At 65.8% G+C, this 13,392-nt stretch carries 13 protein-coding genes; 8 read left to right on the forward strand and 5 right to left on the reverse strand.

Features of this window, described 5'->3' with window-relative positions; genetic code table 11:
• Nucleotides 1–9: 9 nt before the first annotated feature.
• On the reverse strand, nucleotides 10–1,188 hold the full coding sequence (locus ACEN9P_RS06510) for a fumarylacetoacetate hydrolase family protein (protein ID WP_495621436.1): 1,179 nt from the start codon (nucleotides 1,186–1,188) through the stop codon (nucleotides 10–12).
• Between the two features lie 146 nt (nucleotides 1,189–1,334).
• Between ACEN9P_RS06510 and ACEN9P_RS06515 the strand changes: the two genes are divergently transcribed.
• The 4 genes from ACEN9P_RS06515 (at nucleotide 1,335) to ACEN9P_RS06530 (ending at nucleotide 4,535) form a co-directional block, all read left to right on the forward strand.
• Entirely contained in the window at nucleotides 1,335–2,108 is a 774-nt protein-coding gene (locus tag ACEN9P_RS06515) for a 2-keto-4-pentenoate hydratase (protein ID WP_495621437.1), read from the forward strand.
• A 102-nt stretch (nucleotides 2,109–2,210) separates the two neighbouring features.
• A complete protein-coding gene (locus tag ACEN9P_RS06520; RefSeq protein WP_477660992.1) occupies nucleotides 2,211–3,014 on the forward strand; it encodes an isocitrate lyase/PEP mutase family protein in 804 nt (267 codons plus the stop codon).
• A 160-nt stretch (nucleotides 3,015–3,174) separates the two neighbouring features.
• On the forward strand, nucleotides 3,175–3,627 hold the full coding sequence (locus ACEN9P_RS06525; protein WP_495621438.1) for a carboxymuconolactone decarboxylase family protein: 453 nt from the start codon (nucleotides 3,175–3,177) through the stop codon (nucleotides 3,625–3,627).
• 8 nt (nucleotides 3,628–3,635) lie between these two features.
• A complete protein-coding gene (locus ACEN9P_RS06530) occupies nucleotides 3,636–4,535 on the forward strand; it encodes a sigma-70 family RNA polymerase sigma factor (RefSeq protein ID WP_477660990.1) in 900 nt (299 codons plus the stop codon).
• A 20-nt stretch (nucleotides 4,536–4,555) separates the two neighbouring features.
• Here ACEN9P_RS06530 and ACEN9P_RS06535 read toward each other — a convergent pair whose 3' ends face one another.
• From ACEN9P_RS06535 to ACEN9P_RS06550, 4 genes are all read right to left on the reverse strand, one after another.
• Nucleotides 4,556–5,740, reverse strand: a complete 1,185-nt coding sequence (locus tag ACEN9P_RS06535; RefSeq protein ID WP_495621439.1) for a DUF1501 domain-containing protein — start codon at nucleotides 5,738–5,740, stop codon at nucleotides 4,556–4,558.
• Nucleotides 5,741–5,753: 13 nt separating this feature from the next.
• Nucleotides 5,754–7,313 (reverse strand): DUF1800 domain-containing protein, encoded by a 1,560-nt coding sequence (locus ACEN9P_RS06540; RefSeq protein WP_495621440.1) that lies wholly within the window; start codon nucleotides 7,311–7,313, stop codon nucleotides 5,754–5,756.
• Nucleotides 7,314–7,471: 158 nt separating this feature from the next.
• On the reverse strand, nucleotides 7,472–7,879 hold the full coding sequence (locus tag ACEN9P_RS06545) for a DoxX family protein (protein WP_477660987.1): 408 nt from the start codon (nucleotides 7,877–7,879) through the stop codon (nucleotides 7,472–7,474).
• Between the two features lie 80 nt (nucleotides 7,880–7,959).
• Nucleotides 7,960–8,862, reverse strand: coding sequence for a LysR family transcriptional regulator (locus tag ACEN9P_RS06550; RefSeq protein WP_477660986.1), 903 nt, complete (start codon nucleotides 8,860–8,862; stop codon nucleotides 7,960–7,962).
• Between the two features lie 190 nt (nucleotides 8,863–9,052).
• On the opposite strand from ACEN9P_RS06550, the gene ACEN9P_RS06555 reads away from it, so the two are divergent.
• From ACEN9P_RS06555 to ACEN9P_RS06570, 4 genes are read left to right on the forward strand one after another with little or no spacing between them, the layout of a single operon-like run.
• A complete protein-coding gene (locus ACEN9P_RS06555; RefSeq protein ID WP_477660985.1) occupies nucleotides 9,053–9,946 on the forward strand; it encodes an alpha/beta hydrolase in 894 nt (297 codons plus the stop codon).
• A 2-nt stretch (nucleotides 9,947–9,948) separates the two neighbouring features.
• On the forward strand, nucleotides 9,949–10,893 hold the full coding sequence (locus tag ACEN9P_RS06560) for an ABC transporter permease (RefSeq protein WP_495621441.1): 945 nt from the start codon (nucleotides 9,949–9,951) through the stop codon (nucleotides 10,891–10,893).
• Nucleotides 10,890–11,711, forward strand: coding sequence for an ABC transporter permease (locus ACEN9P_RS06565; protein ID WP_477660983.1), 822 nt, complete (start codon nucleotides 10,890–10,892; stop codon nucleotides 11,709–11,711). The genes ACEN9P_RS06560 and ACEN9P_RS06565 overlap by 4 nt, the downstream gene beginning before the upstream one ends.
• Nucleotides 11,708–13,381: an ABC transporter ATP-binding protein gene (locus tag ACEN9P_RS06570; RefSeq protein WP_495621442.1), complete on the forward strand. Its 1,674-nt coding sequence runs from the start codon at nucleotides 11,708–11,710 to the stop codon at nucleotides 13,379–13,381. The genes ACEN9P_RS06565 and ACEN9P_RS06570 overlap by 4 nt, the downstream gene beginning before the upstream one ends.
• Nucleotides 13,382–13,392: the final 11 nt, after the last annotated feature.

Here is a 13,392-nt window from a genome sequence, read left to right on the forward strand (position 1 = left end):
TTGCCGCGCTTAGATCAGTTTTCGCTTCGCCAGGCTTTGCATCAGCGCCGAGATGCCGAAGGTCCAGGGCGCGGCCTTGTCGGAGGTGGTCACGCGGTTGACCAGGCAGCCCAGCTGCGGCGTGGCCACCGTCACCACGTCGCCCACCACATGGGTAAAACCCTGGCCGGGGCCGTGGCGGTCCTGCGTGGGCGCGAACATGGTGCCCAAAAAGAGCATGAAGCCGTCGGGGTACTGGTGGTTGGCGCCTATGGCCTGGGCCACCAGGTCCAGCGGGTCGCGGCTGATCTTGCTCAGCGAGCTGCCGCCTTTCATCTCAAAGCCCTCGGTGCCGGTGACCGTCATGTTCAGGTCGCTGCGGCGCACGTGGTCAATGTTGAATTTGTCGTCGAACAGGCGGATGAAAGGGCCTATGGCGCAGGAGGCGTTGTTGTCCTTGGCCTTGCCCAGCAGCAAGGCGCTGCGGCCCTCGAAGTCGCGCAGGTTGACGTCGTTGCCCAGCGCCGCGCCCACTGTCTCGCCGCGCGAATTGACGGCCAGCACGATCTCGGGTTCGGGGTTGTTCCAGTGGCTGTGCGGGTGTATGCCCACTTCGGCGCCCGTGCCCACCGCGCTCAGCGGCTGGCTCTTGGTGAAGATTTCGGCGTCGGGGCCTATGCCTACTTCCAGGTACTGCGACCACACGCCCTGGGCGATCAGCACCTCCTTGAGCTTGTCGGCTTCGGGCGAGCCCGGCTTGATGCTGCTGAGGTTGTCGCCGATCACGCCGACCACGGCCTTGCGCACCGCCTCGGCCTTGCTGGCGTCGCCGCGCGCCTGCTCCTCGATCACACGTTCCAGCATCGACGCCACAAAGGTCACGCCGGCCGCCTTGAGCGCCTGCAGGTCGCAGGGCGCCAGCAACCAGGGCAGCGCGGGCTTGCGCGCATCGGCCGCCGAATTGGCCAGGACCTCGGCCGTGCCTGCCAGGCGCGGGAGCGAGGGCGCTGCCGTGCGTACGGCCTTGGCCACGCCGGGCAGTTCCAGCAACTGGCTGGCCGTGGCGGCCACGCTGGACAGGTCGAACACGGACTCGGGGGTGACCAGTGCGAGCACCGGCCCCGTGCCCTCCACCCATACGCGCCCCACCAGCAAGGCGTCGGCGGCATCAACAGGCAAGGCGGAAGCAAGGCTCAGGGAGTTTTTCATGGTGGTAATGAGAAGGAATGCGCCCAAAAACCGGGCTGAAGCCGCCAATACTACAGGGACTGCAAAGAGATGGGCAGCCGCCGGCGCCGCTACACTGAAATGCCCGTGCCCCGCAGGCCGCCCACTCCCTCCTCTACCCGACAGCCATGCCCCTCACCCCTGAACAGATCACGCAAGCCGCCATGGAACTGGCCGCCCGGCGCAACAGCGGCAAGCCCGGCGCCCGCCTGCCCGAAAGCTGCCGCCCGCTGGAACCCGAAGACGCCTGGCAGGTGCAGCTTGCCGTCACCCGCAGCCTGGGCCAGGCCGTGGGCGGCTGGAAGGCCTCGCCGCCCAGCCCCGGCAAGCTGGTGGTGGCGCCGATTTACCAGCCCGCCATCAGCCGCGCCGCGCTGTGCAGCGTGGTTTTTCCGGCGGACCGAGACCTGGGCAGCGTGAAGGTCGAACCCGAGCTGGCCTTTGTGCTGGCGAAAGATCTGCCCGCACGTGAGCAGCGTTACACCGAGGCCGACATCGACGCGGCTGTGGGCAGCGTGCATGCCGCGCTCGAGATCTGCGCGAGCCGCTATGCCGATTCGGCAGGCTTGCCCTTTCCTGAAATGCTGGCCGACGGCTTGGTCAACAACGGCCTGTGGCTAGGGCCTGAGCTGGTGGCACCCGAGGCCGCGGCCTTTGAACTGGGCTGGCAGGCCGGCGATGAGCCTCGGCAAACCGCCCAGGCCCAACACCCCAACGGCGACCCGCGCGCGCCGCTTTACTGGCTGGCGAATTTTCTGCGCGAACGCGGCCTGGGCTTGCAGGCCGGCCAGGCCGTCATCACCGGTTCCTATGCCGGTGTGCTCACGGTGCCGGTCGGCCAGCCCCTGAAGTTCGACTACGCGGGCCTGGCCCGTTTTGAGCTGGAATTCCGCAGGGGCTAAGCGCTTTCCCCAAGGTGCTGGGTATATAGGGCAGGAAATGGCCGGCCTGGACGCTGCGCCTTGCTAAGCTGGCGGTTTACTCTTTTCCAGCGGAGACCGCCCATGCAAGCCCAACATCACCAGCAATTCCTCCAACTCCACCAGGCCGGCAGCTTGCTGCTGTTGCCCAATGCCTGGGATGCCGCCAGCGCGAAGATTTTTGAGGCATCCGGCGCCAGCGCCGTCGCGACCAGCAGCGCCTCGCTGGCCTGGGCCAGCGGTTATGCCGACGGCGGCGCGCTGCCGCCTGAAGAATTGCTGCACGCCGTCGGCAACATCACACGCGTGCTGAAAGTGCCGCTGACCGTGGACATGGAAGACGGCTACAGCGCCGACCCGGCTGAAGTGGGCCGGCTGGCCGCCGAACTTGCGGGCAAAGGTGCCGTGGGCATCAACATCGAGGACGGCAGCGATGCACCCGCGCTGCTGGCGGGCAAGATAGGCGCCATACGCGCCGCACTCAAAGGCAAACCGCTGTTCATCAACGCGCGCACCGACGTCTACCTGCGCCGGCTCAAGGTCGAAGGCAGCCCGGCCCAGGCCAGTATTGAGCGCCTCAAGCTTTACCAGGCTGCCGGCGCCGACGGCGCTTTTGTGCCCGGCCTCACGGCCCTGCCCGAAGCGCAGGAGATCAGCGCGGCCGTCAATATGCCGCTGAATGTGATGGCCATGCCCGGCCTGCCTACGATTGCCGCGCTGCAGGCGGCCGGCGTGCGGCGCCTCAGCGTGGGCCCGAGCCCCTTCCAGGTGGCGTATGAACATGCCAAAACCAGCGTCGAGGCCTTGCTTAAACAAGACCTGTCGCCGCTGCTGGGCCCCAAGCTCGACTATTCGGCGATGAACGCCCTGCTGGCGACCGACCGCTGATTCCAGGCGCCATCCCCGCCGCCATCGCCTGAATCCCCCGGGGTTCAGGCGATTTTTCATTGAGGGGGCTTTTTTTTGAGGGCCAGGCGTCACAAACGGCAAGGCAGGATCGTCAATACGGTGTGACACCCAACTTTTAAGTTTTTTAAAGGAAACCACCATGACTGCCACCACCGCTACCACCGCCAACACCGCCCCCGTCCGTATCGACCTCGCCATTCCCGAGGTTTTCCCCGCCCTGCTCAAGGCCAGTGAAACCATAGGCAGCCTGGGCCTGGACAAAAAGCTGCACCACCTGATCCACCTGCGCGCCTCGCAGATCAACGGCTGCGCCTTCTGCGTGAAGATGCACCTGCGCGAAGCCCGTGAAGACGGCGAAACCCAGGACAGGCTGGACCGCCTCGTCGTCTGGGCCCATGTGAGCGACTTCAGCGAAGCCGAAAAAGCCGCGCTGGCCTGGACCGAAGCGCTGACCGAGCTCGACCACAAGACCGACTACGCCAGCCTGCGCGGCCGCCTGCGCGCCTTCTTCAGCGACAGGGAAATCGGCGCGCTGACCGCTACCATTGGCATGATCAACCTCTGGAACCGCATCCAGGTTTCGGCTCACTAAGGTTCATCATGGCTTCTCACATCGACCCGACCGCCGTGTTTGAAGAAAGGCGCAGGCATTTGTTCGGCCTGGCCTACCGCATCCTCGGTTCGCGGGCCGATGCCGAAGACGCCGTGCAAGACGTGTTCATCAAATGGCTGGCGGCCGACCATGCCAGCATCGCAACGCCGGCCGCCTGGCTCACCACCCTCTGCACGCGGCACTGCATAGACATGCTGCGCGACGCCCAGCGCAGCCGGGTCGACTATGTCGGCACCTGGCTGCCCGAACCGATCCAGACCCGCACCGACGAAACGCCGGAAACGCATGCGCTGCTGGCTTCATCCCTGAGCATGGCTTTTTTGCTGCTGCTGGAGCGGCTCACGCCCAAGGAGCGCGCCGCCTACCTGCTCTACGAGATTTTTGACACGCCCTACCCGCAGATCGCGGAGATGCTGGACATGGAAGAGGCCGCCTGCCGCAAGCTGGTCTCGCGCGCCAGCGTCAACATCGCCCAGGGCAAGGTGCGGCACGTGACGCCGCCCCAGGTGCAGGACGGCCTGCTCAACGCCTTTCGCGAGGCCATCACCGCGGGCAGCACCGAGGCGCTCGCCAGCCTGCTCTCGGACGACATCGCCGTCTGCGCCGACAGCGGCGGCAAGGTCAGCTCCATCGAAGGCGTTTTTCAGGGCAAGGGCAGTGTGCTCACGCTCATCAGCACCCAGCTGGCGCGCTACTGGGCCGCCTACGAATGGCTGCCCTGCGAGATCAACGGCGGCCACGCCATCCTGCTGCGCGCGAACAACGGCGAGATCGCCGCGGCCATCACCTTCGCCTACAACGAGGAAGGCAAGGCCACCAACATCTACATCATGCGCAACCCCGACAAGCTCGACGGCCTGGCCTTCGGGCCCGAGGCCGTGGCCTAGGGTGCCCACGGCCGGGCGCGTCAAACCAGCCCCAGGTCCCTGGGCTTGATGCCGGAAAAGATCTGCTCGGCCTGCGCCGGACCCAGCCCGTACAGGCGCGCCATCAGCCCTCCCAGCACCGCCCGGTAGTCGTTCAGCACCTGGAAGTCGCGGTTCTGAAACAGCGAAGGCGCATCGACCTTGAGCTGTTCGCCGGCGATCTTGCCGCCGCGCAGGCCGCCGCCCAGAACCCAGTACACCGTGCCATGGCCGTGGTCGGTGCCGCGGTTGCCGTTCTGGCGGAAGGTGCGGCCGAACTCGCTGAGCACCACCACCGTCGTGTCTTTCCACATCGCACCCATTTCACTGGCATAGGCCGCCAGGCCGCGGCCGAGTTCGTCAAAACGCCCGGCCAGGTAACCGGTGCCCGCGCCCTGGTTTACATGCGTGTCCCAGCCGCCCACGTCGACAAAGCCGATGCTGTAGCGCTCTTTCATCAGCCGCGCGATGCGCCGGGACTCCAGCTCAAACCCCTTGGCGGAGATCGCGTTGCGGTTGGCCGCCTCCATTTCAACGGACATCTCGCGCATCACCTCGTCGCGCACCGTGAATCCTTCGTTCACCGCCGACGCCAGCGCGGTGTTCTGGTACATGGCGGAAATGATCTGGCTTTGGCGCACATCGAGTGAGGGCCTGGCGATGGCCTTGAGCGCCGTGTTGGGCACGCGCGCCGTGCCCTGGAACACCAGCGGCAACTGGTCGGTAAAAGCCATGGGTTCGGCGCCGCGCAAGGTGGCGGCCAGCCGGTTCAGGAAACCCGAGCGGTAGTTCCTGCTCTGGTCCAGCGGCTGGCCCAGCTCTATGCTGTCCTGTGTTTCAAAGTGGCTGCGCGAGGTGTCGGGCGTGCCGGCAAACGGGATGAACGCCGCCTCGCCTTTCTGGAACATCGGGTAAATGCTCTCACGCAAGGCCGGATGCAGGCCCCAGTCGCCGTCAAGGGGCAACGCGGTGTTCTGCTCGGCCGACGGCTTGGGGATCGCGATGTCACGCCGCGCCTCGTAATAAAAGCTGCTGCTTACCGGCACCAGCAGGCTGGCCGCGTCATAGCCGCCGCGCAAAAACACCAGCAGAAAGCGCGGCTGGCCGCTGCCCGCGGCAAACAGGCGGCCGCCCGCCAGCGACATGGCGCCGGCGCCCGCGGCTTTGACAAGATCGCGTCTGTTCATGGGGCAATTCCTTTCAGCGGTTCATCATCTCGGGAGACGACAGCAAAAAAGTGTTCCATTCCTGCGGCGAAGCGGCCTGCTCCAGCGCCTTGCGTGTGGCCGGGCTCAGGGTTTTGGCCACCGACTGGTAATACAACGCATTGGCAAGCTGCGGAAAGGCCGCGCGCTCCACCGGCTGCGGCCCCTCGGTCTTGAAGAGCCCGGCGTTGCCCGAGCCGATCGCCTTGGCAATCTCAAAGCGCGTGGCCATCTGGCCCGGGCTGGCCCAGGCCGATTCAGCCAGGGAGTAGCCGTCGGGGGTCTGGCGGCCATACAGCGGCTCGCCCATGCGATTGAGCCAGTTCATGATGGGCCCGGCATTGAGGATGGGCTTGTCGTCATAGGCCATGCGCACGGCGGAAATCACGTAATGCATGGGGTCTTTGAACTTGCGGCCGGCGCCCTGCGCGAACTCGCTGGAGCCCAGCAGCGTTTTGAGCGTGGCGGCGATGTCCCCGTCGCTGCGCTGGAAGGTCTGGCTCATGCGATCCACGAGGGCCGGCGGCGGCGCATCCGCCAGCCAGTACTGCGCCAGCTTGCGGCTGATGTAGCGGGCCGTGGCCGGGTTGCGGGCGAGACGGTCTATGGCTTCATCCACCTCTGGCAGGCCTTTGGCGGTGATGGGCTTTCCCAGCAGTTGCTTGGCGCCAAAATCATGCCGCGCCGGGTTGAACTCGAACAGCCCGCGGCGCACATAAAACGCCTGCAGTTCGGGTTTCAGTGTTGGGTTGTTTGCCTGCAGGTTGATGCCCACACCCGTCAGCACACGGGCCAGCTCCTGCACGTCGTGCTGGCTGTACCCCCCGTCCACACCCAGTGTGTGCAGCTCCATCAGCTCGCGCGCGAAGTTTTCGTTGATGCGGCCGGCGGCGTTCTGCTCATTGTCCAGGTAGCGCAGCATCACCGGGTGGTACACCACCGCGCGCAGCAGTTCGCTGAACTTGCCCAGCGCCCTGGGCCGCACCGCCGTCTCCTCGTAGTCGCCCAGCATGGGACGGATGTTGCTCTTGTAAAGGTGAACGCTGAAGTGGTTCATCCAGAACCAGGTCATCTGCTCCTGCACCTGGTTGCTGGAATACAAGGCCCGCAGCACATGCCGCGTGGCGGCCTCACGCCCCAGGCGGTTCATCTCGACCTGGAAGCCCTGCTGGGCCGCTTTTTTTTCCTCATCATTGGCCAGCGCATTGGCCTCCTTGTTGCGCTGCTCCAGCTCCTGCACCAGCGCGACCACGGGCCGCTGGCTGATCGTCATGGCGCCGATCTGCGCCGCCACCGCCTCGGGCAGCTTCGCCGCGCCGGGATGAAGCTGCTCAGCCAGGTAGGCGTCAAACCCTTTGGGGGCGATCTGCTCCACCGACGAAGGAGAGGCCCCCCAGGTCACGCGGTTGACCCACAGGTAGCCGTCAGCCGCGGCAACTTGCCGGCCTCTGTCCGATGTACCCGCGCCGGGCGCCGCGCAACCGGCCAGCGTCAGGGCCAGAGCCAGGCAGGCCAGGCTGCGGGGGGAAAATCGGTAGAGGGGGTGCTGGGTCATAGGTCACGGGTCTTGTCATAGCGGCCAACAACGGCAGCCCATCCCTGCACAACGCCTCAGCAGGCCGCGGCGACTACGCCGGCTCCGGCCCGGCGCTGTAACAACACGTGCCGCGGCTGCGCCCCAGGCAGCCCACCCGCTGGCATCAAAAAGGCCGCCTATTTTTTGCCGCGCAGCGCGTCAAGGCCCCATGCGCCGCCGCCCGCGGCGGCCATGAACAGGAAGACAAAGCAGAACAGCACGGCCGACTCGCCGCCGTTGAGCATGGGCGAGAGCACAAAACCCTTGGATGCATGGCCGATGAAATAGGCAAAGGCCAGCAGGCCCGACAAGACAAAGGCCACGGGCCGCGTGAACAGGCCGACCAACAGCAGCGCGCCGCCAAAGAGTTCCAGGATGCCGGCAAAGCCGATCAGCGACAGCACCTGCAGCCCGTCGAAATAGGCCACGTGGGGAAAGCCCAGCAGCTTGGCCGTGCCATGCTGAATAAGCAAATAAGCCGAAACAATGCGAAGCACCGACAGCGCGCGCGACGTGAGTTGTGGGTTGTTGTTGGCAAACGCCATGGGAATCCTCCGTTAAAAGGATGTGTGACGGGGGCGCGGTGAAAAAGTTCAGCGGGCGAGTCAGAAAGTTCCCAGCCGCCTCAGCGTGCGGCGGGCACCGCGCTTTTTTCGGCCAGCAGCTGCACCAGGTGCTGGCGTATCACCGAAGTGATGTGCTCGCGCTTGCCCTGCTCCAGCATGCCGATCAGCCGCGTCGGGGGCCGGCCCGGCAGCGGCAGCACACGCAGCAGCGCGTCATTGGCCCAGTCGGCGTTCTTGACATGCGGCACGATGGTGACGCCCACGTTCTGGCGCACCAGCTCGATGATGGCCGACAGCGAGCTGAGTTCCAGGAAATCCTGCGGGGCCAGGCCCAGCTTGCGCAAGGTCTGCTCTATGCGTATGCCGCTAGGCGTGCGCCTGTCAAAGCGCAAAAAGGGTTGCTCGCGCAGCAGTTTTTTGAAGTCGCTGCCCGGCGGTGCCACCTGCGAACTCGCGACCACCGTCAGCGGCTCGGTGTACAGCGGCGTCCAGCGCATGCCCTTGCGCTCCAGCGGCGAGTCGTCGACAAAGATGGCGGCGTCGAGCTCGCCGCTTTGCACGCTGCGCGCCAGGCCGCTGGACTCCTGCATGACCAGGCGCACATTGAGGCGCGGATACAGCGGTTTCATGCGCACCACGGTGTTGGACAGCAGCCCCATGGCCGTGACGATGGAGCCCACCGTCACCGTGCCGGCGATCTCGCCCTCGCCCTCCAGGCCCTCGCGCATCTGGTCGTAGTAGCCGATGATTTTTTCGGCATGCGCGACCAGCGCGCGGCCGGCGTCCGAGAGCACCACGCCGCGCCCGGAACGCTCGAACAGCACGGTCTTGAGCTCGGTCTCCAGCGCGCGCATCTGCACCCCGACCGCCGCCTGCGTCAGCGCGACCCGGTCGGCCGCCGCGGCGAAAGAGCCGCCGTGCGCCACGACCAGAAAGGTCCTCAGGAAACGTATGGTGCTCACGCGGAATGGGCTTCAATACAAAAGAATAACTTTAGCATCTCAAAACATAATATAGATATATTTTTTAAACTGGATGGAGAACAATCCGCCTTAACAGGCTTGTGTGACGGACCGATGTCTTACCCACCCACGCTTGCTGCGCGGCCCCGAACCGGCCGCTTTCGAGTCCTATTTGTGGGTGATGATGCGTATGCCTGAAGTGCTCCCAGCGAATGCCGCAACGGCTTCAACCCTGTCCTTCGGTGAAAAACGGGCGGCGGCGATCTACGACCTGGGCCACAGCACGATTTTTGCGTCGCGCACCGACCCGCGCTTTTCCTATTGCACCTATGCGCCGCCACATCTGCACGAGGCCAAGCAGCCCATGCAGCTGGTGGTGGTGGTGCACGGCACGGGCCGCGCCTTCACCGAGTACCGCGACGCCTTTGCCGCTTTTGCCAAGTGGAACGACTGCATCGTGCTGTGCCCGCTGTTCCCGGCCGGCCCGCAGGGCGACGGCAACCGCGACGGCTTCAAGCACCTGCGCGAGGCCGACATCCGCTACGACCAGATCCTGCTGAGCATGGTCGACGAGGTGGCGGTGAAGTTCGGCTGTGATTTCTCGAAATTCGCGCTCTTCGGTTATTCCGGCGGCGGCCAGTTCGTCAACCGCTTCGGCCTGCTGCACCCCGAACGCCTCTGGGCCCTGTCCATAGGCGCGCCGGGTTCCGTCACGCTGATCGACCCTGACCAGGACTGGTGGGTCGGCGTGCGCGACTTTGAAAAACGCTTCGGCAAAGCCCTGAACCTGGCCGCGCTCAAGGCATTGCCGGTGCACATGGTGGTCGGCAAGGCCGACATGGAGACCTGGGAGATCACCCACCGCGAAGGCGGCAAATTCTTCATGGCCGGCGCCAACGCCGCGGGGCGTACACGCCCCGAACGGCTGGAGACTTTGCGCCAGTCCTTCGCGAAGGCCGGTGTGAACGTCACCCTGGACCTGGTCGACAACGTTCCCCACAATGGCCTTGCCTGCGTAGACACGGTGCAGGACTTCTTCGCAGGCGTGCTCAGCAACATGCGCAGCAAGGCGCCCAAGGCCTGACCATGCTACGTTTTGCGCTGGCCCGCCTGGTGATGGCGATACCGACCCTGCTGATCGTGGCGGTCGCGGTCTTTGTGCTGATACGGCTGATTCCCGGCGACCCGGCCCAGTTGCTGCTGGGCGACCTCGCCGACCCCATACGCCTGGCAGACCTGCGCGCCCAGCTCGGCCTGGACAAAAGCTGGCCGGTGCAGTTCGGCATCTGGGGCCGCCATGTGCTGGGCGGCGACCTGGGCGTGTCCATCACCACCGGCGAGCCGGTGCTGCAGCTGGTGCTGAGCCGCTTTGTGGTCAGTGCGCAAATCGTGCTGGTGGCGGTGTTCTTCGCCACCCTGGTCGCGGTGCCGGCCGGCATGATCGCCGCCTGGAAACAAAACCGCCTGCCCGACCTGGTGCTGGTCGGCGCGGCGACGCTGCTGGTGTCCATCCCCACCTTCTGGCTGGGCCTGTTGCTGCTGCTGTTTTTCGGCCTCAAGCTCGAATGGCTGCCGGTGGTCGGTTATGTCTCGGTCATGAACGACTGGAAGTCCGGCCTGCTTTACCTCTTGATGCCCATCCTCACGCTGTTCCTGCATGAAATCGGCGTGCTGATCCGCATGGCGAGAGCCAGCACGCTGGAAGTGCTGCGGCTGGACTACATCACCCATGCGCGCGCCAAGGGCCTGTCCGAGCGCGCCGTACTGGTGCACCACGCCTTTCGCAACTCCTTCGGCCCGACCTGGACGCTGATAGGCCTGGTGCTGGGCAACCTGCTGGGCGGCGTGGCCGTGGTCGAGACCGTCTTCACGATTCCCGGCCTGGGCCGCCTGCTGGTCGACGCGATCTTCGCGCGCGACTACCCGGTGATCCAGGGCTGCCTGCTGCTGGTGGCCGTGATCTATGTGGTCACCAACCTGGTGATTGACCTCTGCTATCCGATCTTCGACCCCAGGGTGCTCGCGGAATGAAAAAGTTTCTCACCCCGCAGGCCCTGATCGGTTTGCTCATCATCGGGCTGATCCTCGCGGCGGCCGTGCTGGCCTTCTTCTGGACGCCGCATGAGCCGCTCAAGATCAATTTCATGGCGCGCCTGAAGCCGCCCAGCGGCACTTACTGGCTGGGCACCGACGAGTTCGGCCGCGACGAGCTCTCGCGCCTGATGGCAGGCGCCTCCAACAGCATGTGGATCAGCTTTCTCACGGTGCTGTTTTCCATCACCGTGGGCACGGCCATCGGCGTTCTGACCGGCTTTGTGCGCGGCTGGACCGACCGCATCATCATGGCCTTCATCAACGCCCTGCTGGCCTTCCCCGGCCTGCTGCTGGCGCTGGCGCTGCTGGCGGTGTTCGGCGCCAACAAGTACGGCATCATCCTGGCGCTGGGCCTGGCCTACACGCCCTCCGTCACGCGCATCGTGCGCGGCACGGTGATGTCGCTGCGCGAAAAAGAGTTCATCGAATCCTCGCGCGTGCTCGGCAACTCGGAGCTCTACACCATGTTCCGCCACGTGCTGCCCAACTGCGTGGCGCCGCTCACGGTGCTGGCCACCTCGATGTTCGGCTGGGTCATCCTCGCGGAAAGCGCGCTGTCCTTCCTGGGCCTGGGCGTGCCGCCGCCAGCGCCGACCTGGGGCAATATGCTGGCCGCGGCCCGGCCCTTCATGGCGCAGGCGACTTACCTTTCCATCTTCCCGGGCCTGTGCATCGCGCTCACGCTGCTGGGCATCAATTTCCTGGGCGACGCGGTGCGCGACCTGCTGGACCCGCGCATGAGGGGCATCGAATGACGCAGCTGGTGGATGTCTCCGGCCTGAGCTTGTCCGTGGGCAAGGGCGGCCGCGAAATCGTGCGCAATGTGTCGTTCACCGTCGCGCCCGGCGAAATCGTCGGCATCGTCGGTGAATCAGGCAGCGGCAAAACCCAGGCGGCGCGCGCCATCATGGGCCTGACGCCACCACCCCTGGTGCGCAGTGCGGGCCGCATTCTTTTTGAAGGCGAAGACATGGCAGCTGTGGGCGACGCGCGTTTGCGCAAGCTGCGCGGCGCGCGCATAGGCATGGTGTTCCAGGAACCCATGACCTCGCTCAACCCCTCGATGACGATTGGCCGCCAGCTCGACGAAGGCCTGGCCCTGCACCGGCCCGAGCTGTCGCCGGCCGCGCGACGCGAAAAAGCCCTGGCCATGCTCGCGCGCGTCGGCATCAGCGACCCGCAGGCCGCACTCAGCGCCTGGCCGCATGAATTTTCGGGCGGCATGCGCCAGCGCATGATGCTGGCCTCGGTCATGCTGCTGGAGCCCGCGCTGCTGATCGCCGACGAACCGACCACGGCCCTGGACGCGCTGGTGCAGCGCGACGTGCTGGAGCTCATGGTCGGGCTCACGCGCGAACACAACACCGCCGTGCTGCTGATCAGCCACGACCTGCCCATGGTGGCGCGCTACACCCAGCGCATGATCGTCATGCAGCAGGGTGAAGTCGTTGAAGCCGGCGACACGGCCGCCATGCTGGCCGGCCCGCAACAGGACTACACGCGCAAGCTGCTCGAAGCCATTCCGCGCCGGCAGGCCGCGCGCACGATTGCCGATGAACAGCCCGTCATCGAGGTACGCAGTCTTGTCATCGACTATCCCGGCAAGCGCAGCTTGTTCGCCAGGTCGGCCGCCAAGCGGGTGCTGCACGGCATAGACCTGGTGGTGCGCCCGCGCGAGATCGTCGCGGTGGTGGGCGGCTCGGGCTCGGGCAAGACCACCTTGGGCCGCGCCATTGCCGGCCTCATCAAGCCCACCGAGGGCGACATCCGTTTCCGCGGCCATGCCATCACCCGCCGCGACGCGGGCTGGCTGGACTACCGGCTCAATTGCCAGATGGTGTTCCAGGACCCGTACTCGTCCCTCAACCCGCGCATGAACATAGGCCAGCTGGTCGGCGAAGGCCTGCGCCTGGTGCCCGGCCTGTCTTCAGCCGAGAAGCAGGCACGCGTCGCCAAGATGCTCGATGAAGTCGGGCTGCAGCCGCAGCATGCGGCGCGCTATGCGCATGAACTCTCGGGCGGCCAGCGCCAGCGCGTGGCGATTGCCCGAGCGCTGATACGCGAGCCGGCTTTTGTGATCGCCGACGAGCCGGTGTCGGCCCTGGACGTCACGGTGCGCGCCCAGGTGCTGGCGCTGCTGGCCGAGCTGCAGGAGCGCCACGGCTTTGCCTGCCTGTTTATCAGCCACGACCTGGGCGTGGTCGAGCAGGTGGCCGACCGCGTGGTCGTGATGCAGGCCGGCCGCATCATCGAGCAAGGCAGCCGCGACGAGGTCTTCGACCATCCGCAGCATGCCTACACCCGCAAGCTGCTTTCCGCGATTCCCGCGCTGACACCCACCGGCCAGGGCGGCATGCAGCTCAGGTGGCGTTTTGATGACGCCGATGCGACTGCCCCCCTGCACCCCCATCCCCTTCCGGCCTGATTTTTAAGGAG

This window comes from Polaromonas sp. Polasp52 (genome assembly GCF_059491565.1).

What these genes read in the sequence shown, in the direction of transcription:
- ACEN9P_RS06535 (WP_495621439.1), bottom strand. Translation starts at nt 5,740, where the DNA reads ATGAACAGACGCGATCTTGTCAAAGCCGCGGGCGCCGGCGCCATGTCG.
- ACEN9P_RS06570 (WP_495621442.1), top strand. Translation starts at nt 11,708, where the DNA reads ATGACGCAGCTGGTGGATGTCTCCGGCCTGAGCTTGTCCGTGGGCAAG.
- ACEN9P_RS06515 (WP_495621437.1), top strand. Translation starts at nt 1,335, where the DNA reads ATGCCCCTCACCCCTGAACAGATCACGCAAGCCGCCATGGAACTGGCC.
- ACEN9P_RS06540 (WP_495621440.1), bottom strand. Translation starts at nt 7,313, where the DNA reads ATGACCCAGCACCCCCTCTACCGATTTTCCCCCCGCAGCCTGGCCTGC.
- ACEN9P_RS06555 (WP_477660985.1), top strand. Translation starts at nt 9,053, where the DNA reads ATGCCTGAAGTGCTCCCAGCGAATGCCGCAACGGCTTCAACCCTGTCC.
- ACEN9P_RS06510 (WP_495621436.1), bottom strand. Translation starts at nt 1,188, where the DNA reads ATGAAAAACTCCCTGAGCCTTGCTTCCGCCTTGCCTGTTGATGCCGCC.
- ACEN9P_RS06560 (WP_495621441.1), top strand. Translation starts at nt 9,949, where the DNA reads ATGCTACGTTTTGCGCTGGCCCGCCTGGTGATGGCGATACCGACCCTG.
- ACEN9P_RS06520 (WP_477660992.1), top strand. Translation starts at nt 2,211, where the DNA reads ATGCAAGCCCAACATCACCAGCAATTCCTCCAACTCCACCAGGCCGGC.
- ACEN9P_RS06530 (WP_477660990.1), top strand. Translation starts at nt 3,636, where the DNA reads ATGGCTTCTCACATCGACCCGACCGCCGTGTTTGAAGAAAGGCGCAGG.
- ACEN9P_RS06525 (WP_495621438.1), top strand. Translation starts at nt 3,175, where the DNA reads ATGACTGCCACCACCGCTACCACCGCCAACACCGCCCCCGTCCGTATC.
- ACEN9P_RS06545 (WP_477660987.1), bottom strand. Translation starts at nt 7,879, where the DNA reads ATGGCGTTTGCCAACAACAACCCACAACTCACGTCGCGCGCGCTGTCG.
- ACEN9P_RS06565 (WP_477660983.1), top strand. Translation starts at nt 10,890, where the DNA reads ATGAAAAAGTTTCTCACCCCGCAGGCCCTGATCGGTTTGCTCATCATC.